The sequence below is a fragment of the Streptomyces sp. NPDC050433 genome (genome assembly GCF_044458565.1).
Taxonomy (GTDB): Bacteria; Actinomycetota; Actinomycetes; order Streptomycetales; family Streptomycetaceae; genus Streptomyces.
In genome coordinates, this window is sequence record NZ_JBITIB010000016.1 from 1 (window position 1) to 20,320 (window position 20,320).

Annotated in this window: 19 protein-coding genes; 16 read left to right on the forward strand and 3 right to left on the reverse strand. The window is 70.4% G+C overall.

Translation table 11 applies throughout. The features are described 5' to 3' along the window. Positions 1–117: 117 nt before the first annotated feature. Complete coding sequence (locus ACIBLA_RS20360) at positions 118–936, reverse strand: DUF3097 domain-containing protein (RefSeq protein WP_399199361.1); 819 nt, start codon at positions 934–936, stop codon at positions 118–120. 24 nt (positions 937–960) lie between these two features. Beyond that, positions 961–1,683 (reverse strand): MBL fold metallo-hydrolase, encoded by a 723-nt coding sequence (locus ACIBLA_RS20365; protein ID WP_399199362.1) that lies wholly within the window; start codon positions 1,681–1,683, stop codon positions 961–963. 163 nt (positions 1,684–1,846) lie between these two features. Here ACIBLA_RS20365 and hrcA point away from each other — a divergent pair, with 163 nt between their 5' ends. The 11 genes from hrcA (at position 1,847) to ACIBLA_RS20420 (ending at position 11,900) form a co-directional block, all read left to right on the forward strand. Continuing rightward, positions 1,847–2,863 (forward strand): heat-inducible transcriptional repressor HrcA, encoded by a 1,017-nt coding sequence (gene hrcA / locus ACIBLA_RS20370; protein ID WP_242570989.1) that lies wholly within the window; start codon positions 1,847–1,849, stop codon positions 2,861–2,863. Continuing rightward, the gene (gene dnaJ, locus ACIBLA_RS20375) at positions 2,864–3,997 is read left to right on the forward strand and encodes a molecular chaperone DnaJ (RefSeq protein WP_363245075.1); all 1,134 of its coding nucleotides are present in this window, start codon (positions 2,864–2,866) and stop codon (positions 3,995–3,997) included. Between the two features lie 102 nt (positions 3,998–4,099). Next, entirely contained in the window at positions 4,100–5,173 is a 1,074-nt protein-coding gene (locus ACIBLA_RS20380; protein ID WP_363245074.1) for a nitronate monooxygenase, read from the forward strand. Next, a complete protein-coding gene (locus ACIBLA_RS20385; protein ID WP_399199363.1) occupies positions 5,170–5,910 on the forward strand; it encodes a 16S rRNA (uracil(1498)-N(3))-methyltransferase in 741 nt (246 codons plus the stop codon). The genes ACIBLA_RS20380 and ACIBLA_RS20385 overlap by 4 nt, the downstream gene beginning before the upstream one ends. A gap of 85 nt (positions 5,911–5,995) precedes the next feature. Then, positions 5,996–6,355: a histidine triad nucleotide-binding protein gene (locus tag ACIBLA_RS20390; RefSeq protein ID WP_363245072.1), complete on the forward strand. Its 360-nt coding sequence runs from the start codon at positions 5,996–5,998 to the stop codon at positions 6,353–6,355. Positions 6,356–6,368: 13 nt separating this feature from the next. Beyond that, on the forward strand, positions 6,369–7,277 hold the full coding sequence (locus tag ACIBLA_RS20395) for a ribonuclease Z (RefSeq protein WP_399199364.1): 909 nt from the start codon (positions 6,369–6,371) through the stop codon (positions 7,275–7,277). 106 nt (positions 7,278–7,383) lie between these two features. Next, positions 7,384–8,496: a PfkB family carbohydrate kinase gene (locus ACIBLA_RS20400; RefSeq protein ID WP_363245070.1), complete on the forward strand. Its 1,113-nt coding sequence runs from the start codon at positions 7,384–7,386 to the stop codon at positions 8,494–8,496. A 151-nt stretch (positions 8,497–8,647) separates the two neighbouring features. Beyond that, positions 8,648–9,679 (forward strand): PhoH family protein, encoded by a 1,032-nt coding sequence (locus ACIBLA_RS20405; protein WP_363245069.1) that lies wholly within the window; start codon positions 8,648–8,650, stop codon positions 9,677–9,679. A gap of 51 nt (positions 9,680–9,730) precedes the next feature. Continuing rightward, entirely contained in the window at positions 9,731–10,228 is a 498-nt protein-coding gene (gene ybeY, locus ACIBLA_RS20410; protein WP_363245068.1) for an rRNA maturation RNase YbeY, read from the forward strand. After that, complete coding sequence (locus ACIBLA_RS20415; protein ID WP_363245067.1) at positions 10,225–11,523, forward strand: hemolysin family protein; 1,299 nt, start codon at positions 10,225–10,227, stop codon at positions 11,521–11,523. Before ybeY ends, ACIBLA_RS20415 begins: the two co-directional genes overlap by 4 nt. 20 nt (positions 11,524–11,543) lie before the next feature. Next, positions 11,544–11,900 carry an MmcQ/YjbR family DNA-binding protein gene (locus ACIBLA_RS20420; protein WP_363245082.1) on the forward strand — a complete coding sequence of 119 codons (357 nt, stop codon included), beginning with the start codon at positions 11,544–11,546 and terminating at the stop codon, positions 11,898–11,900. A 13-nt stretch (positions 11,901–11,913) separates the two neighbouring features. Here the strand turns inward: ACIBLA_RS20420 and ACIBLA_RS20425 are convergent, their stop codons facing one another. Next, on the reverse strand, positions 11,914–13,320 hold the full coding sequence (locus tag ACIBLA_RS20425; protein ID WP_363245066.1) for a polysaccharide pyruvyl transferase family protein: 1,407 nt from the start codon (positions 13,318–13,320) through the stop codon (positions 11,914–11,916). A gap of 335 nt (positions 13,321–13,655) precedes the next feature. Between ACIBLA_RS20425 and ACIBLA_RS20430 the strand changes: the two genes are divergently transcribed. The 5 genes from ACIBLA_RS20430 to ACIBLA_RS20450 all read left to right on the forward strand — a co-directional run bounded on the left by ACIBLA_RS20430 (position 13,656) and on the right by ACIBLA_RS20450 (position 20,277). After that, on the forward strand, positions 13,656–14,012 hold the full coding sequence (locus ACIBLA_RS20430; RefSeq protein WP_363245065.1) for a cytidine deaminase: 357 nt from the start codon (positions 13,656–13,658) through the stop codon (positions 14,010–14,012). Between the two features lie 61 nt (positions 14,013–14,073). Next, positions 14,074–15,048: a GTPase Era gene (era, locus tag ACIBLA_RS20435; protein WP_399199365.1), complete on the forward strand. Its 975-nt coding sequence runs from the start codon at positions 14,074–14,076 to the stop codon at positions 15,046–15,048. A gap of 258 nt (positions 15,049–15,306) precedes the next feature. After that, positions 15,307–17,103, forward strand: a complete 1,797-nt coding sequence (gene leuA / locus ACIBLA_RS20440; protein ID WP_363245063.1) for a 2-isopropylmalate synthase — start codon at positions 15,307–15,309, stop codon at positions 17,101–17,103. A gap of 166 nt (positions 17,104–17,269) precedes the next feature. After that, complete coding sequence (locus ACIBLA_RS20445) at positions 17,270–17,965, forward strand: TerB family tellurite resistance protein (RefSeq protein WP_399199366.1); 696 nt, start codon at positions 17,270–17,272, stop codon at positions 17,963–17,965. Between the two features lie 209 nt (positions 17,966–18,174). Continuing rightward, the gene (locus tag ACIBLA_RS20450) at positions 18,175–20,277 is read left to right on the forward strand and encodes an MMPL family transporter (RefSeq protein ID WP_399199367.1); all 2,103 of its coding nucleotides are present in this window, start codon (positions 18,175–18,177) and stop codon (positions 20,275–20,277) included. Positions 20,278–20,320 lie beyond the last annotated feature (43 nt).

Sequence of the window (20,320 nt, forward strand, 5' to 3'; positions counted from 1 at the left end):
ACGAGCGTTGCACGCGCCGTAAATCATGCCGTCCGGGCATGACCCCGGAGCGGCACCCGGCAACCACCGCAACCCACCCAGCGCGCCGCAGGCGCCCCCGCAGGCGCCCCACACCCGCTACACCGGGTCCGTCACGAAGTCGATCAACTCCTCCACCCGCCCCAGCAGCGCCGGCTCCAGGTCGCGGAAGGAGTGGACCGAGGACAGGATCCGTTGCCACGCCGCACCGGTGTTTTCCGGCCAGCCCAGGGAACGGCACACCCCCGTCTTCCAGTCCTGGCCGCGCGGGACCGTCGGCCACGACGGGATCCCCACCGACGACGGCTTCACCGCCTCCCAGACGTCGATGTACGGGTGGCCCACGACCAGGACATTCTCCCCGGTCACCTGCTCGGCGAGGCGGAACTCCTTGGACCCCGGCACCAGATGGTCGACCAGCACCCCGAGCCGCGCGTCCGGCATGGGGCCGAACTCCGCGACGATCGCCGGTAGATCGTCGATTCCCTCCAGGTACTCCACGACCACGCCCTCGATCCGCAGGTCGTCCCCCCAGACCCGCTCGACCAGTTCCGCGTCGTGCCGCCCCTCGACGTAGATGCGCCCCGCACGGGCCACCCGCGCCCGTGCGCCCGGAACGGCGACCGAGCCGGAGGCCGTACGGGCGGGCCGGGCCGGGCCACCGACAGTGGGCCGGACCAGGGTGACCACCCGGCCTTCGAGCACGAACCCCCGTTCCACCAGCGGGAACACCCGGTGCTTGCCGAAGCGGTCCTCCAGGGTGACCGTCGGGCCCTCGGCCGTCTTCTCGCAGCGGATCACCGCGCCGCAGAAGCCCGTCGACACCTCCTCGACCACCAGATCCGGTTCGGCGGGCACCTCGGGCACCGGCTTCGAACGCTTCCAGGGCGGGGTCAGATCGGGGCTGTAACTGCGCATCCGCAGACGATAACGGGGCCCGCTTCACGCCGTGCCGAAACGCGCGGCCAGCGACCCTCGTTGGGCCCGTACGAACGCCGCGTCGACGGCCGCGCCGTGGCCGGGAACGTACACCGCGTCCTCGCCGCCCAGCGCCAGCAGCCGGTCCAGCGCGGCCGGCCAGCGGGAGGGGATCGCGTCGTCGCCGGCCTGCGGTTCCCCCGACTCCTCGACCAGGTCGCCGCAGAAGACGACCTCCTGGTCGCCGGGGACCAGCAGCGCGAGATCGTGCCCGGAGTGGCCGGGCCCGACATTGGCCAGAAGTACCTGCCGTCCGCCGAGATCGAGCGTCCACTCGCCGCTCACGGGGTGCCCCGGCACGGCCAGTACGTCCACCGCAGTGGCCGCTTCGGAGGCGGGCACCCCGTGCCGTACGGCAGAGGACCGCAGGCCGTCGCGGTCGCGCAGCAGCAGCTCCGCCAGGCCGACCGCCCCGTAGACCTCCGCGCCCGAGAACGCAGCCGTCCCCAGGACATGGTCGAAGTGCGGATGGCTGAGCGCGATGTGCGTGACGCGACGGCCGCCGCACAGCGCCTGCGCCTGCGTGCGGATCTCCGCGCCCTCACGGAGCGTGGAGCCCGTGTCGTAGAGAAGGACGGCGTCCTCGCCCACGACGAGGCCGACCGTCGCATCCCAGCCAGGCAGTCGCCGTCTGCCGACGCCGGAGGCGAGTCGTTCCCAGCCGTGCTCTTCCCAACGGACGTTCATACGGCGACGCTATCGGTGGGGAGGGCGGTGCCGCGCGGTGGCGTGACCGGTCGGCCTTGCTAGGGGCGTACCTGACGGCCGTACACTGGGCCGGGGAATGCTGGCACTCCTGCGTATCGAGTGCCAGGCCGGATCCGATGACCCAGAGCTGGAGGTGTGCGCGATGCTGAGCGAACGCAGGCTTGAGGTGCTGCGCGCCATCGTCCAGGACTATGTCGGCACCGAGGAGCCCGTCGGCTCCAAGGCGTTGACCGAGCGGCACAAGCTCGGTGTCTCCCCGGCCACCGTGCGTAACGACATGGCGGTCCTGGAGGACGAGGGCTTCATCGCCCAGCCCCACACGAGTGCGGGCCGCATCCCGACGGACAAGGGCTACCGGCTGTTCGTCGACCGGCTGGCGGGCGTCAAGCCGCTGTCGGCGCCGGAGCGCAGGGCCATCCAGAACTTTCTCGACAGCGCCGTCGATCTGGACGACGTGGTGGGCCGTACGGTGCGGCTGCTCGCGCAGCTGACCCGGCAGGTCGCGGTCGTGCAGTACCCCTCGCTGACCCGCTCGACGGTGCGGCACGTGGAACTGCTCTCGCTGGCCCCCGCGCGGCTGATGCTCGTTCTGATCACCGACACCGGCCGGGTCGAGCAGCGCATGATCGACTGCCCGGTGCCGTTCGGCGACACGTCGCTGGCGGACCTGCGGGCCCGGCTCAACGCGCGGGTGGTGGGGCGCCGGTTCGCCGATGTGCCGCTGCTGGTGCAGGAGTTGCCCGAGTCCTTCGACCTGGAGGACCGGGGGACGGTGTCCACGGTCCTCGCGACGCTGCTGGAGACGCTGGTCGAGGAGACCGAGGAGCGGCTGATGATCGGCGGCACCGCCAATCTGACGCGCTTCGGGCACGACTTCCCCCTGACGATCCGGCCGGTGCTGGAAGCACTTGAGGAGCAGGTCGTGCTCCTCAGGCTGCTCGGCGAGGCCGAGGACTCGGGCATGACCGTACGAATCGGGCACGAGAACGCCCACGAGGGCCTCAACTCCACGTCCGTCGTCGCGGTCGGCTACGGTTCGGGCGACGAGGCAGTCGCCAAACTCGGCGTGGTCGGACCGACCCGCATGGACTACCCCGGAACGATGGGAGCGGTACGCGCAGTGGCACGTTACGTCGGACAGATCCTGGCGGAGTCGTAAGTGGCCACGGACTACTACGCCGTACTCGGCGTACGCCGCGACGCATCACAGGACGAGATCAAGAAGGCATTCCGCAGACTCGCCCGCGAGCTGCACCCGGATGTCAATCCCGATCCCAAGACGCAGGAGCGCTTCAAGGAGATCAACGCCGCGTACGAGGTGTTGTCCGACCCGCAGAAGAAGCAGGTCTACGACCTCGGCGGCGACCCCCTCTCACAGGCGGGCGCCGGCGCGGGCGGCTTCGGGGCCGGTGGCTTCGGCAACTTCTCCGACATCATGGACGCGTTCTTCGGGACGTCGCAGCAGCGTGGGCCGAGGTCGCGGACGCGGCGCGGCCAGGACGCGATGATCCGGCTGGAGATCGACCTCAACGAGGCGGCCTTCGGTACGACGAAAGACATCCAGGTCGACACGGCCGTTGTCTGCACGACCTGCTCAGGCGAGGGCGCCGCTCCCGGCACCTCGGCGCAGACCTGCGACATGTGCCGTGGTCGCGGCGAGGTCTCGCAGGTCACCCGTTCCTTCCTGGGCCAGGTCATGACGTCGCGGCCGTGCCCGCAGTGCCAGGGCTTCGGTACGGTCGTGCCGACCCCCTGCCCCGAGTGCGCCGGCGACGGCCGTATCCGGTCGCGCCGCACGCTCACGGTCAAGATCCCGGCGGGTGTCGACAACGGCACCCGTATCCAGCTCTCCGGCGAGGGCGAGGTCGGGCCCGGCGGCGGCCCGGCGGGTGACCTGTACGTCGAGATCCACGAGTTGCCGCACACGGTGTTCCAGCGGCGCGGCGACGATCTGCACTGCACGGTGACCATCCCGATGACGGCGGCGTCGCTGGGCACGCAGTGCCCGCTGGAGACGCTGGACGGCGTCGAGGACATCGACGTCCGTCCGGGCACCCAGTCGGGCCAGTCGATCCCGCTCCACGGCCGCGGCATCACGCATCTGCGCGGCGGCGGCCGGGGCGATCTGATCGTCCATGTCGAGGTCATGACCCCGTCGAAACTCGACCCGGAGCAGGAGCGGTTGCTGCGAGAGCTGGCGAAGCTCAGGGGCGAGGAACGGCCCACCGGGCAGTTCCAACCGGGGCAGCAGGGGCTTTTCTCACGGCTGAAGGACGCGTTCAACGGGCGCTGACGCGCGCTGTCGTCGGGCGCCGCAGGGGCTGTTCCCGGCCCCCGCGGCGCCCGACGGTGAACCGGTACCGAGGCTCCACGGGCGACATGGCACCATGCGTGCATGTCCTCCGTGTTGACCGACATCTGCCGGTATCCGATCGTGCAGGCTCCCATGGCCGGCGGCGGGTCCTGCCCGCAGCTGGTCGCGGCCGTCGGTGATGCCGGAGGGCTCGGCTTCCTCGCCGCCGGCTACAAGACCGCCGACGGGATGTACCAGGAGGTCAAGCAGCTGAGGGGGCTCAGCGGCGCCGCGTTCGGGATCAATCTGTTCATGCCGCAGCCGCACCACGACGACCACGCGGCCGTGGAGGTCTACCGCGAACAGCTCGCCGGTGAGGCGAGTTGGTACGAGACCCCGCTCGGCGACCCCGACGCGGGCCGCGACGACGGGTACGAGGCCAAGCTCGCGATACTCCTCGACGATCCCGTCCCGGTCGTGTCGTTCACCTTCGGCTGCCCCACACCCACCACCCTCGACGCCTTCAGCCGCGTCGGCACGCTCACCGTCGTCACGGTGACCACGCCGGAGGAGGCCCAGACCGCCGAGTGGTCGGGCGCCGACGTCGTCTGCGTCCAGGGCGTCGAGGCCGGCGGCCACCAGGGCACCCACCGCGACGACCCCGCCACCGACGGGGCGGGCATCGGGCTGCTGTCGCTCGTCACGCAGGTACGGGAGTCCGTACGGCTGCCGGTCGTCGCGGCCGGCGGGCTCATGCGCGGCGGCCAGATCGCCGCCGTCCTCGCCGCGGGCGCCGACGCCGCCCAGTTCGGCACCGCCTTCCTCGTCTGCCCCGAGTCCGGCGCCCACGCCCTGCACAAGCACGCCATGACCAACCCGCTGTTCACCCGCACCGAACTCACCCGCGCCTTCACCGGCCGGCCCGCGCGCGGTCTCGTCAACCGCTTCATGCGCGAACACGGCCCCTACGCCCCGCCCGCGTACCCGGAGGTGCACCACCTCACCGCCGGACTGCGCAAGGCCGCCGCCAAGGTCGGCGACCCCCAGGGCATGGCTCTGTGGGCCGGCCAGGGGCACCGGATGGCCCGCGCTCTGCCCGCCGGACAGCTGGTGGACGTCCTCGCCGGTGAACTCGACGCCGCCCGCGCCTCGTTGACCCTGGGAAACGCCTCATGACCGCACCTGTCTTCGTCGTCGAGGCCACTGTGGCTCTGCGGCCCGGCACCGTCACGCTCGACGGTCCCGAGGGCCGCCACGCCGTCTCCGTAAGGAGGTTGCGTGTCGGGGAGGAGGTCGTCCTGACCGACGGTGCGGGCACCGGCGCCCACGGGACCGTCGCAGCCGTCCACGGCAAGGACCGGCTGGACGTGGATGTCACCGGCGTACGTACGGAGGACCCGCCCGCGCCCCGTATCACCGTCGTCCAGGCACTGCCCAAGGGGGACCGGGGCGAGCTGTCCGTCGAGACGATGACCGAGACCGGCGTCGACGCGATCGTGCCCTGGCAGGCCGCCCGCTGCATCACCCGGTGGAAGGGCGAGCGGGGCGCCAAGTCCCTGGCCAAATGGCGCGCCACCGCCCGCGAGGCGGGCAAGCAGTCCCGCAGACTCCGCTTCCCCGAGGTCGCCGGGGCGATGTCCTCCAAAGAGGTCGCGGCGTTGCTGGCCGCCGCCGACTTCGCCGCCGTCCTGCACGAGGAGGGCAGCGAACCGCTGGCCACCGCCGAACTCCCCGCTGCCGGGAGCCTCGTGCTCGTCGTCGGCCCCGAAGGCGGCGTCTCCCCGGACGAGTTGGCGCTGTTCGCGGACGCCGGGGCCGTGCCGTACCGGCTGGGCCGCACCGTCCTGCGCACCTCCACCGCCGGCACGGCCGCCTGCGCGCTGCTGCTGGGCCGTACGGGCCGCTGGTCCTGATCGGGTGCCGTCGGCGGCCCGATAGCATGCCTCCGTACGGAAGTGACCAGGGGCGATCGGCCGATGCGATGAGGAGACCCGGACCATGGCGGGAGAACGACAGGCCGACTGCCTGTTCTGCAAGATCGTCGCCGGGGAGGTGCCCGCCACCGTCGTCCGCGAGACGGACACCACCGTGGCCTTCAGGGACATCAACCCGCAGGCACCCACACATGTGCTGGTGATCCCCAAGGTCCACTACCCGGACATGGCCGCGCTCGCCACCGCCGAGCCGCTGATCGCCGCCGACATCCTGCGCGAGTCCGCCGAGGTCGCCGCCGAGGACAAGACCGTGGGCAGCGGCTACCGGGTGGTCATGAACACCGGCAGCGGCGCCGGCCAGACCGTCTTCCACGCGCACGCCCACGTGCTCGGCGGACGCGGCCTCAACTGGCCCCCCGGCTGAGCGGCCCGGCACCTTGTCCGTACGAGAACTGGTCGTCCTGGGGACCGCCAGCCAGGTCCCCACCCGGCACCGCAACCACAACGGCTATCTGCTGCGCTGGGACGGCGAGGGGATCCTCTTCGATCCGGGTGACGGCACCCAGCGCCAGATGGTGCGCGCCGGAGTCGCCGCGTACGACATCAACCGGATCTGCGTCACGCACTTCCACGGCGACCACTCGCTCGGCCTCGCCGGGGTGATCCAGCGCATCAACCTGGACCGTGTCCCGCACGAGGTCACCGCGCACTATCCGGCGAGCGGACACGCCTTCTTCAGGAGGCTGCGGTACGCGACGGCGTACCGCGAGACCGTCGGCATCACCGAGGTGCCCGTCGACGCCGACGGCGTGCTCGCCCGCACCGACTCGTACACCCTCCAGGCCCACAAGCTCTCGCACCCCGTCGAGTCCTACGGCTACCGCATCACCGAGCCCGACGGCCGCAGGATGCTCCCGGAGCGCCTTGCCGCCCACGGCATCAAGGGCCCCGACGTGGGACGCCTCCAGCGGGACGGCGAGCTGCGCGGGGTGACGCTGGCCGACGTCAGCGAGGAGCGCAGAGGGCAGCGCTTCGCGTTCGTCATGGACACCCGGCTCTGCGACGGGGTGCACGCGCTGGCCGACGGCTGCGACATGCTGGTCATCGAGTCCACGTTCCTCGACGAGGACGAGCAACTGGCCGCCGACCACGGTCATCTGACGGCGGGACAGGCGGGTGAGGCGGCACGGAAGGCCGGCGTACGGCACCTCGTACTGACGCACTTCTCGCAGCGCTACAGCGACCCCGTCCAGTTCGAGTCGCAGGCCAGGGCGGCCGGTTACGAGGGCGAGCTGACCGTCGCGGCCGACCTCGTCCGCGTACCGCTCCCCAAGCGCTCCGGCTGACCGCGACCCGGCCGACCTGCGGCGACCGCACGGCCTGCCCTCACCCCGACTGTCAGTGCCATCGTGCACACTGTCCGGATCCGTACGCCGATCCGGGAGCGCGACCGTGACCCCACGTGAAGGAACGCCGCAGGAGCACACCGCCCATGTCGACCCGCTGGGCGCCCTGCGCGCCCCGGACGACCCGGACTGCGACGTCTACCTGACCGGCACGGTCTTCCTCGACATCATCTTCACCGGCCTCGACAGCGCCCCCGTGCGCGGCACCGAGTCCTGGGCCAGGGGCATGGGTTCGAGCCCCGGCGGCATCGCCAACATGGCCAGCGCGCTGGCCCGGCTCGGCCTGCGCACGTCGCTGGCGGCGGCCTTCGGCGACGACCACTACGGCGAGTACTGCTGGGACGCCCTGGAGCAGGGCGAGGGCATCGACCTCTCCCGCTCACGCACCGTCCCCGGCTGGCACTCACCGGTCACGGTCTCCATGGCGTACGAGGGCGAGCGCACGATGGTCTCGCACGGCCACGAGGCCCCGCCGCCCGAGGGCGCCCTGCCCGAGTGCCCGCCCCGCGCGAGGGCCGCCGTCGCCGCGCTCACACCGGGCCGCAGCGACGAATGGATCGCCCGCGCCGCGGGGCACGGGGCGCGGGTCTTCGCCGACGTGGGGTGGGACGACACCGGCCGCTGGGACCTGGCCGGACTGCCCGACCTGGCGCACTGCGAGGCGTTCCTGCCCAACGCCGAGGAGGCGATGCGCTACACCCGTACGGACTGCCCCAAGGCCGCCGCGCGGGCGCTCGCCGAGGTGGTGCCGCTGGTGGTCGTGACCCTGGGCGCGGAGGGCGCGTACGCGGTCGACAGCGCCACCGGCGCCACCGCCGAGGTGCCGGCCATCGTCGTGGAGGCGCTGGATCCGACGGGCGCGGGTGATGTGTTCGTCGCCGGTTTCGTCACCGGCACCCTCGCCGGCTGGCCGCTCGCCGACCGGCTCGCCTTCTCCGGACTCACCGCGGCGCTGTCGGTCCAGGAGTTCGGCGGATCGCTGTCGGCTCCCGGCTGGGCGGAGGTCGCCGCGTGGTGGAGCTACGTCCGCAAGTCGTCGGACCAGGATCCGGCGGCCCTGCGCCGATACGCCTTCCTGGCAGGACTGTTGCCCGCACCGAGCCGACCGTGGCCGCTGCGCAGGGCCGTACCGACGATCGGTTTCGGGCGTTCGGGCTGACCTCGCCGCCCGGAACCGGTCCCGCTCTCCACAAACGCGCACGGAAAAGCCCTACGGCCTTGTCAGTGCGGAGTCGTACGCTGGTACCCAGAGGTTGTCGAGCGGCGAGAACCCTGCAACGGGAGGTATGCGCAGGCCACAGTGCCGGCCCATGACTCAGACACCCACAGTTCGGACCCCCGCGCCCGGTCAGGCGCGAGCCCAGTTCACCATCCCCTCCAAGCACCCGATGGTGACGATCCTGGGTTCCGGTGACTCGCTGCTGCGCGTGATCGAGAAGGCGTTCCCGGCCGCCGACATCCATGTCCGGGGCAATGAGATCAGCGCCGTGGGCGACGCGGCGGAGGTCGCGCTGATCCAGAGCCTGTTCGACGAGATGATGCTGGTGCTCCGCACCGGTCAGCCGATGACGGAGGACGCAGTGGAACGCTCGATCGCCATGCTCAGGGCGAGCGAGAACGGCGGCGCGGACGGACCCGAGACCCCCGCCGAAGTTCTCACACAGAACATCGTCTCCAACCGTGGCCGCACGATCCGCCCCAAGACGCTCAACCAGAAGCGTTATGTGGACGCGATCGACAAGCACACGATCGTCTTCGGCATCGGCCCCGCCGGTACCGGCAAGACGTATCTCGCCATGGCCAAGGCCGTGCAGGCCCTGCTGTCCAAGCAGGTCACCAGGATCATCCTGACCAGGCCCGCGGTGGAGGCGGGGGAGCGGCTCGGCTTCCTGCCCGGCACGCTGTACGAGAAGATCGACCCGTATCTGCGCCCGCTCTACGACGCGCTGCACGACATGCTCGACCCCGACTCGATCCCCCGGCTGATGGCCGCGGGCACGATCGAGGTCGCACCCCTGGCGTACATGCGCGGCAGGACGCTCAATGACGCGTTCATCATCCTCGACGAGGCGCAGAACACCAGCTCGCAGCAGATGAAGATGTTCCTGACGAGGCTCGGCTTCGACTCGAAGATCGTCATCACGGGCGATGTCACCCAGGTCGACCTCCCCGGCGGCACGAAGAGCGGGCTGCGCCAGGTCCAGGACATCCTGCACGACGTGCCGGACGTGCACTTCTCCCGGCTCACCTCCGACGACGTGGTACGGCACAAGCTCGTCGGCCGTATCGTCGACGCCTACGAGCAGTACGACAGCCGCAACGGCAACGAACCGCACAGCTGAGCCGGCGCCTCGCGGCCCCAGCGGCACTAATCGGGAGAGTCACACCGCACCATGTCGATCGACGTCAACAACGAGTCAGGTATCGAGGTCGACGAGCAGGCGATCCTCGGAGCCGCCCGCTACGCGCTCACCCGGATGCGTATCCACCCCCTCTCCGAGCTGTCGGTGATCGTGGTGGACTCCGCCGCCATGGAGCAGCTGCACATGCAGTGGATGGACCTGCCCGGTCCGACCGACGTCATGTCCTTCCCGATGGACGAGCTGCGTCCGCCGGTGAAGGACGACGAGGAGCCCCCGCAGGGGCTCCTCGGTGACGTCGTGCTCTGCCCGGAGGTCGCGAAGACCCAGGGCGAGCAGGCGCCGACGCGGCACTCCATGGACGAGGAGCTTCAGCTCCTGACCGTCCACGGGGTGCTGCACCTCCTCGGGTACGACCACGAGGAGCCGGACGAGAAGGCCGAGATGTTCGGCCTCCAGGCGGCCATCGTGGACGGCTGGCGGGCCGAGCAGGGCCTGACCGGTCCCTCTCCCGCGCCGACCGTCTCGTGATCACGCAACTGATCATCGGGGCGGTCGCGCTGGTCGTCGTCGCCTGGCTGGCGGCCTGCGCCGAGGCGGGGCTCGCCCGTGTGTCGACCTTCCGCGCCGCCGAGGCCGAGCGCTCCGGGCGGCGCGGCGCCGACAAGCTGGCGCAGGTCGCCGCCGACCCGACGCGGTATCTCAACGTGGCGCTGCTGGTGCGCGTCGCGTGCGAGATGGCGGCCGGGGTGATCGTCACGTACGTCTGCCTGGAGCAGGTCGACGAGACCTGGGCCGCGCTGCTCGTCGCGATCGGCGTGATGGTCCTGGTGAGTTACGTCGCCGTCGGCGTCTCGCCGCGCACCATCGGCCGCCAGCACCCGCTGAACACGGCGACCGCCGCGGCGTACGTGCTGCTGCCGCTGGCCCGGATCATGGGGCCGGTCCCGCAGTTGCTGATCCTGCTGGGCAACGCCTTCACACCGGGCAAGGGCTTCCGCAAGGGACCGTTCGCGAGCGAGGCAGAACTGCGGGCGATGGTGGACCTCGCCGAGCAGGAGTCGCTGATCGAGGACGAGGAGCGCCGCATGGTGCACTCGGTCTTCGAGCTCGGGGACACGCTGGTGCGGGAGGTCATGGTGCCGCGTACGGACCTGGTGTGCATCGAGCGCTACAAGACGATCCGCCAGGCCCTCACGCTGGCGCTGCGCTCCGGCTTCTCCCGGATCCCGGTCACGGGGGAGAACGAGGACGACATCGTCGGCATCGTCTATCTCAAGGACCTCGTCAGGAAGACGCACATCAACCGCGACTCCGAGGCGGATCTGGTCTCCACGGCGATGCGCGCGGCGGCTTTCGTGCCGGACACGAAGAACGCGGGCGATCTGCTGCGGGAGATGCAGCAGGAGCGCAATCACGTGGCCGTCGTCATCGACGAGTACGGCGGCACGGCCGGCATCGTGACGATCGAGGACATCCTGGAGGAGATCGTCGGCGAGATCACCGACGAGTACGACCGTGAGCTGCCGCCGGTCGAGGAGACCGGCACCGACTCCTACCGGGTCACGGCCCGGCTCGACATCGGTGATCTCGGGGAGCTGTACGGGCTCGACGAGTTCGACGACGAGGACGTGGAGACCGTGGGCGGCCTTCTCGCGAAGGCGCTGGGCCGGGTGCCGATCGCCGGTGCCAGCGCGCTGGTCGAGCTGCCGGACGGGCGCACGCTGCGGCTGACGGCGGAGTCGCCGGCGGGCCGGCGGAACAAGATCGTGACGGTGCTCGCGGAGCCGGCGACGGGAGCGACGAGGGAGGCGACGACGCGGTGAGTGCCGCTGTGGACGGCTCGCTGTCGCGGGACGAACTGCGGGCGTTCTGCCTGGAGTTCAACGCGGCGGCGGAGGAGTTCCCGTTCGGCCCGGAGGCCTCGGTCTTCAAGGTGGTGGGCAAGGTGTTCGCGCTCAGCGCCCTGGACGCCGAGCCGTTGAAGGTCTCGCTCAAGTGCGACCCCGACGAGGCGATCCGGCTGCGGGCGGCCCATCCGGGGATCGTCGTCCCCGGATGGCACCTCAACAAGCGGCACTGGAACACGGTCACGGTCCCCGGACTGCCCGCGCGGACGGTGCGCGAGCTGATCGAGGACAGTTACGACCTGGTGGTGGCCGGGCTGCCGAAGGCGGAGCGTCTTCGGCTGGACCGGCCGTGAGGGGTGCGGCGGATCAGCTGCCCGGCCGCAGCCGGCGGCGTACCTGACGCCGGACGGCCGAACCGAGCCGCAGCGGCGAGCCGTTCTCCAGATCGGACAGACGCCGCTCCAGGGTGTTGAGCTTCTTCTGGAGCTCGTTGTTCTTCTTGGTGAGCACCTCTATACGGCGGTCGGTGATGGTGTGGCGCTCGTGCAGCCGGCTGAAGCGGTAGTGCAGCGCGCCGTCGTCGGTGCCGTCCCACACGCCCAGTGACGGCGGCAGATCGAGGGCGCCGAGCCGCAGGTCGAAGGCGGCGCCGCCGTCGCCGTGCGTGAACGTGTTCTCCAGACCGTTCTTGTCGAGGAAGGAGACGAAGCGGTCGAAGCGTTCCTTGTGGCCGTTCAGCATCTTGCCGTAGTCGGCCTGGTCGTACAGCTCCTGCGGGTGGATGTCCGCGGGCGTGGCGCTGAGCATCCGGTGCGGTATGTCGAAGTAGCGGCACAGCTCCAGGGTCCGTGAGTCGTGGACGAGGACGACGCTGGGGGTGCCGGCGAGCAGGGGTGCGATGTTGCCGTGGATGCGGGTGCCGTAGACGAAGTCGTACGTCGACAGCTCGTCCATCCAAGTCTTGGGATCCAGCGGGACCCTGACCCGGTTCTCCTCGAACAGCGGGTGGGTCAGCCGCCGGGGGAAGCGGGTCTTGGGGCCGGTGACGGCGGAGGTGTCGCCCCAGAAGAGGACTTCGGCGTCGGCGAGGTTCTGCGCGTAGTAGCGCAGGTGCGGGAAGCGTTCGAGCGCGTGGCGGGCCATGCCCTCCATGTCGCCGACGGCCACCGCACCGGGCGACATGTTGATCACGATCCGGGAGTGGGCGTCCAGCGGACCGGGGTCCCGCGGCGTCGGGAAGGTGTCGCCGTGCAGGAACATCGAGGGACAGCCGATGACCTCGATGTGCTGCTTGAACCCGAGCCGTTCCAGGAAGGAGGCGGTCAGCTCACCGCGTACGCCCATGGAGGCGGACCTCTCCAGGACGGCCTTGGTGAACCGCTTGACCGAGGCCTCGATGGGCCCGAGCCGGGCGATGTCGTAGTCATCGGTCGCCTGCGCGCCCACGCCGACGACGACCACGGGGATCGTGAGTTGCTCGATGAGCGTGGAGAGCTTGTCGAGGGCGCCCTTGAAGGACGGCCGGAAGGCGTTGGCGAGGGGGACGACGAAGACGTCGTACTGCTCGTTGATCTCCCGCGCCCGCGCGGGGGTCGGGACGGTGCTGAGGCCGTTCGATGTGATCTCGGTACGCTCGGTGAGCAGGATCTTGTGCGCGGCGTCGCTGAAGAGGAGATTCCCGGAGTTCGTGCCGATCAGGTCTTTCTGTATGAACTCCTGCTGACTGGCGACATGGAACGGGCTCTTACCGGAGCGTATGAGTATGCGCTTCATGACCTTCTTCCTCGTTTGCTCGGACAACCTGCCCTGGGAGCCGGCAAAGCGCGCTCTCCCCCTCGGCGCCGGTCCTGGTCGAGTGACCGGGCCGCGTGGAACGGGACGATACCCGAGATCAAAAGCTAGAAGACATGTGTATTTCATGCTTTGTTGGGACGTCGTTCATGTGATCTTAAGCTCGCACCCGGCCCCGATAGCGCGCCGTTTCACGCTCCGTCAGAAGGGCGGTGCGCTCCGTACGCCGAGGGCACGTTTCGCGCCCCGTGCCGATGCTGTGAGCCTTCGCCAGGGCGGGCTGACCGCCCCGTAGCGTCGCTCTCTATGCTCGGCGCATGACGACGCAGAGCACCGGCCTCGACCCCGAGGACCGCAAGATCATTACGTTGGCCCGCAGCGCCCGCGCCCGTAACGGGGTGCCCGAGGGGGCCGCCGTACGGGACGAGACCGGGCGGACCTATGTCGCCGGGACCGTCGGACTGGACTCCCTCAAGCTCAGCGCGCTGCGGACCGCCGTCGCCATGGCCGTCGCGAGCGGCGCGACCTCGCTGGAGGCCGCCGCCGTCGTCACCGAGGCCGAGGTGGCGAGCGACGAGGACCGGGCCGCCGTACGTGATCTCGGCGGGCCCGATACGCCGGTGCTCCTCGCCGCTCCCGACGGCACCGTGCGGCTGACCGTCAGCGCCGGCTGAGGCGCCCCGGAGGATCCGCCTCCGGGCCTACTGGTCGGCGGGGGCGGGGCGATCGGGGAGAATGGGCGCCATGAGCGCTCGTACCCCCTCGTCCCCCGAGACGTCCGCCGGACCGTCCGAAGCCCCCCACCGGGCCGGTTTCGCCTGTTTCGTCGGTCGCCCCAACGCGGGCAAGTCCACCCTCACGAACGCTCTCGTCGGCCAGAAGGTCGCGATCACGTCGAGCCGGCCGCAGACCACGCGCCACACGGTGCGCGGCATCGTGCACCGGCCCGAGGCGCAGCTGATCCTGGTCGACACCCCCGGTCTCCACAAGCCGCGCACGCTGCTCGGCGAGCGGCTGAACGATGTCGTACGGACCACCTGGGCCGAGGTCGACGTCATCGGTTTCTGTCTGCCCGCCGACCAGAAGCTCGGCCCCGGTGACCGCTTTATCGCCAAGGAGCTCGCCGGGATCAGGAAGACACCGAAGGTCGCTCTCGTCACCAAGACCGACCTCGTCGACTCCCGCGTCCTCGCCGAGCAGCTGATCGCGGTCGACCAGCTCGGCAAGGAGCTGGGCTTCGAGTGGGCGGAGATCATCCCGGTCTCGGCCGTCGGCGGCGACCAGGTCGGGCTGGTCGCCGACCTGCTGGTCCCGCTGCTGCCGGTCAGCCCGCCGCTCTACCCGGAGGGCGACCTCACCGACGAGCCCGAGATGGTCATGGTCGCCGAGCTGATCCGCGAGGCCGCCCTCGAAGGCGTACGGGACGAGCTGCCGCACTCGATCGCGGTCGTCGTCGAGGAGATGCTGCCGCGCGAGGACCGGCCGGCGGACAAGCCGCTGCTGGACATCCACGCGAACGTCTACATCGAGCGGCCGAGCCAGAAGGGGATCATCATCGGCCCCAAGGGCAAGCGGCTCAAGGAGGTCGGGACGAAGTCCCGCAAGCACATCGAGGCGCTGCTGGGCACGCCGGTCTTCCTCGATCTGCACGTCAAGGTCGCGAAGGACTGGCAGCGCGATCCGAAGCAGCTGCGCAAGCTGGGGTTCTAGAAGCGGCTGAGTTGCCTCCGAAATGGGGGTTTCGCAGGGCTATGTCCCGTACGCCCGGTGATCCCGCATACTGATACAGGACCGCGCGGACCGGACGGCTCCGCTAGGCTGCGGAACATCATGCGTTTCGGGCTGCTTCTCCTTAGCTGCCGCGGCGAGGGTCTGTAGTCGTAGGCCGACCCCCTCCCCGCGGAGTCTGGTGATGCGGTTTTCCCGCCCCGTCGGCCGTCCCAGCGGACACACGAGGAGCCCAACGCAATGTCTGAGCGCATGTCCGACCCCGCGGTCCCCGGATCGGCCGTCGGCCGTCCCACCCCGGTCACCAACGCCACGCACACCCAGAAGCCGTCCGGGATGCCGATCCACAAGTACGGCCGCTACGAGGCCGTGGACATCCCCGACCGCACCTGGCCGGACAACCGTGTCACCCAGGCGCCCCGCTGGCTCTCCACCGACCTGCGCGACGGCAACCAGGCCCTGATCGACCCCATGTCGCCCGCCCGCAAGCGCGAGATGTTCGACCTGCTGGTACGCATGGGCTACAAGGAGATCGAGGTCGGCTTCCCGTCCTCCGGCGAGACCGACTTCGCCTTCGTACGGTCGATCATCGAAGAGGGCGCCATCCCCGAGGACGTGACCATCTCCGTCCTGACGCAGGCCCGCGAAGAGCTGATCGAGCGCACCGTCCAGTCGCTCGTCGGCGCCCACCGCGCCACCGTCCACCTGTACAACGCCACCGCCCCCACCTTCCGCCGCGTCGTCTTCCGCGGCACCCGCGAGCAGGTCAGGCAGATCGCCGTGGACGGTACGCGGCTGGTCTCCGAGTACGCCGAGAAGATCCTGGGCCCGGAGACGGTCTTCGGCTACCAGTACAGCCCGGAGATCTTCACCGACACCGAGCTGGACTTCGCCCTGGAGGTCTGCGAGGGCGTCATGGACGTCTGGCAGCCCGAGGAGGGCCGCGAGATCATCCTCAACCTGCCGGCCACCGTCGAGCGCTCCACGCCGTCCACGCACGCCGACCGCTTCGAGTGGATGTCGCGGAACCTGTCCCGCCGCGACCACGTCTGCCTCTCCGTGCATCCGCACAACGACCGGGGCACCGCCGTCGCCGCCGCCGAGCTGGCGATCATGGCCGGGGCCGACCGGATCGAGGGCTGTCTGTTCGGCCAGGGCGAGCGCACCGGCAACGTCGACCTGGTGACCCTCGGCATGAACCTGTTCTCCCAGGGCGTCGACCCGCAGATCGACTTCTCGCAGATCGACGAGATCCGCCGCACCAGCGAGTACTGCAACCAGATGGAGATCCACCCGCGCCACCCCTACGCGGGCGACCTCGTCTACACCGCCTTCTCCGGCTCCCACCAGGACGCCATCAAGAAGGGTTTCGACGCCATGGAGGCCGACGCCGCCGCGCAGGGCAAGAGCGTCGACGAGATCCAGTGGGCCGTGCCGTATCTGCCGATCGACCCCAAGGACGTGGGCCGTTCGTACGAGGCGGTCATCCGGGTCAACTCGCAGTCCGGCAAGGGCGGCATCGCGTACGTCCTCAAGAACGACCACAAGCTGGACCTGCCGCGCCGTATGCAGATCGAGTTCTCCCGGATCATCCAGGCCAAGACGGACTCCGAGGGCGGCGAGGTCACACCCAAGGCGATCTGGTCGGCCTTCGAGGACGAGTACCTGCCCAACGTGGGCGACGCGAACGCCCGTTGGGGCCGGATCCAGCTGCGTTCCGGCCAGTCCACGACCGACAAGGACGGTATTGACACCCTCACCGTCGAGGCGGTCGTGGACGGCGAGGACACCGTGCTCACCGGCTCCGGCAACGGGCCGATTTCGGCCTTCTTCGCCGCGCTGGCCGCCGTCGGCGTCGACGCCCGGCTGCTGGACTACTCGGAGCACACCATGAGCGAGGGCGCCAGCGCGCAGGCCGCCTCGTACATCGAGTGCGCGATCGACGGAAAGGTGCTGTGGGGTATCGGTATTGACGCCAACACCACGCGTGCCTCACTGAAGGCCGTCGTCTCCGCGGTGAATCGCGCCACGCGCTGACCCGAGCGCTCACCCGGCAGAAACGGAACCCCGGCCACCGATCGCGGTGGGCGGGGTTCGGCCATGTCGTGGCGACCTGACGCCGAGGTAATGACGCGGCATCGTTGCTGTGGTTAACATCACGTCAATGCGGCAAAGTTGCCGAAGCGTTATGGAGGTGCGCGACGTGCTGCCAGGCCAGGGCTCAAACGGCAGGAAACTGCGCATCTGCGGCATCAACACCGCGTGGAACACCATCGGTGACGGCGAGTTCTTCTGCCCCGACTGCGGAGGCGACCGCAACTACCGCCGCCGCACCGGCCGTCGCCGCTTCGCCGTGCTCGGTGTGCCGCTGGTGCCGCGCGGCCCGGCCGGCCCCGTCATCGAATGCGCCGCCTGCCACGGCCACTTCGGCACCGACATCCTCGACCACCCCACCACCGTCCGCTTCTCCGCGATGCTCCGCGACGCCGTGCACACCGTGGCGCTCGCCGTCCTCGCCGCCGGCGGCACCTCCTCCCGTACGGTCCGCGAGACCGCCGTCTCCACGGTCAGGGCGGCCGGGATCGAGGACTGCACCGAGGACCAGCTCACGGACCTCGTCGAGGCGCTGGCCGCCGACACGGGCCGGTTCCTGATCGATCCGGGCCCCTGCGGGGCGGCGCTCGCCATCGAGCTGCACGAGGCGCTGGAGCCGCTGGCCCCGCATCTCGCCGTGGCCGGCCGCGAGTCGATCCTGCTCCAGGGAGCCCGGATCGCGCTCGCCGACGGGCCGTACAGCGCGGCGGAGCGCGACGTGCTCTCCACCGTCGGCGGCGCGATGCAGCTGTGCGCCGACGACACGGCCCGGCTGCTCGAATCGGCCCGTACGCCGTCGCCCTGAGCCGCCGGGCCCGCCTCTCCCGGCACCGGCCGCTCCGACAGCTCCGACAGTTCCGGTCGCTCCGGCCGCGTACTCCCGCGGGAGTAATCCCGCCCGTTCGCCTCCCGGTGCGGTAATCCTCATCTCGCCCTCGCGCGCGACGCGTCCGCCCCCCTCTCGGCCCGAGGGTGAGACCAGACTCTGACCAGTTGTACGGAAGGGGGGCCGCGATGGGGCCCGAGATCAAGCGTCGACGTCTGCTGCCCTGGGCGGTGGTGGGGCTGTGGCTGGTCGTGATCGCCGTGGCCGCCCTGTTCGCGGGGAAACTCGGTGACGTACAGCGCGACGAGCCCGTCGACTATCTCCCGGCGAGCGCCGACTCCACCCATGTGGAGAAGGTCCGCCAGAAGCTGCCCGGCGGTCAGACGACCGATCTGATCGTCGTCTACCACCGCGCCGACGGGCTCACCGCCGCCGACCGGACGACCGCCGAGGAGCAACTGGCGCGGGTCGCGACCGAGCAGAAGCTCACCGCCGCGCCCAAGGGCATCCCCTCGGAGGACGGCACGGTCCTGATGTATCCGATCGCGAGCGCCGTGCCCGACGAGCCGGGCGTCGACAAGGAGGCCGCCCAGATCGCCTTCGTCGAGGACGTACGGGCCGTCACCACCGAGGACGGCGGGGGCGGCGGCAGCGGACTCGACATCGAGGTCGCCGGAGCCGGCGCCGTCCAGTCCGACATGGAGGCCGTCTTCGAGTCCATCGACGGCACCCTGATGATCGCGACCGTGCTGGTCGTGGCCTTCCTGCTGATCATCACCTACCGAAGCCCGTTCCTGTGGATCGTGCCGCTGTTCGTCGTCGGCGCCGCCGCCGTCAGCTCCATGGCGGTCGTCTACGGCCTGGTCCAGGCCTTCGACACCGTCGTGAGCAGCCAGAGCTCGGCGATCATGACGGTGCTCGTGTTCGGCGCGGGCACCGACTACGCGCTGCTGCTGGTCGCCCGCTACCGGGAGGAGCTGCGCCGCGTACCCCGGCCGTACGACGCCATGCGCATCGCGCTCCGCAGCTGCGGTCCTGCCGTCCTGGCCTCCTCCGGCACCGTCGCCGCCGGACTCCTGTGCCTCATGGCCGCCGACCTCAACAGCAGCAGCGGAATGGGACCGATCGCCGCCATCGGCGTCGTGTGCGCGCTCATCGCGATGCTCACGCTGCTCCCCGCCGTCCTGGTGCTGCTCGGCCGCCGCGTCTTCTGGCCGCTGATCCCCGCCTACGGCAGTGAGGGCAAGCAGCGCCGCTCCTTCTTCGCCGCCATGGGCACGTCCGCCGCCCGCAAGCCGGTCGCCGTGCTCGCCACCGGTCTGGTGGTGCTCGGTGCCCTCGCCCTCGGCGTGCTGAACCTTCCCGGCGCGCTCAAGCAGGAGGACGGTTTCATCGACCGGCCCGAGTCGATCGTCGGCATGGCGCGTCTGGCGGACGCCTTCCCGGAGCAGAGCGCGCAGCCCATCAGCGTCATGGCGCCGAACGGAAAGGCCGACGCGGCGCTCGACACCGTCCGCTCCGTCTCCGGCGTGGCCGAGGCCGAACAGGGCCGAAGCGGCGGCGGCTGGACCGAGATCACCGTCTTCGCGAAGGACGCGCCGGAGTCGGCGGGGGAGACGGCCACCATCGAACGGCTGCGGTCCACCCTCGACGACGGGACATACGTCGGCGGGCCCAGTGCCCAGCAGATGGACCTGGCCGACACCAACGCCAGAGACCGGCTGTACGTCATTCCCCTCGTCGTCGTCGCGGTCCTGCTCATCCTGATCGCCCTGCTGCGCAGCCTCGTCGCACCCCTGATGCTGGTGGTCGCCGTCGTGGTCGTCTGGGGCGCGGCGATGGGCATCGGCGGGCTGGTCTTCGAGCCACTGCTCGGCTTCGCCGGGATGGATCCGGGGCTCGCGCTGCTCTCGTTCGTCTTCCTTGTCGCCCTCGGCGTCGACTACGGAATCTTCCTGATGCACCGGATGCGGGAGGAGGCCCTGAAGGGGGCTGAGCCCGAGGCCGCCGCGCTGACCGCGCTGCGCACCACGGGCGGCGTGATCGCCTCGGCCGGCGTCGTGCTGGCCGCGACGTTCGGTGTCCTGGCCTCGCTGCCACTGGTGATGCTCGTCGAGATGGGCATCCTCGTGGCCGTCGGAGTCCTGCTGGACACCTTCCTGGTCCGCACGTATCTGGTGACGAGCGCGAGCGTTCTGCTCGGCCGCAAGGTCTGGTGGCCGGGGGCGCTGTCGAAGCGACCGGCGGTGCCGGAGGTACGGGACCGGGAAACGGTCGGCGCCGACGTGTGACCCGTGGTGCGGTACGGCTCCGAGGGGGAGGGAGCCGTACCGC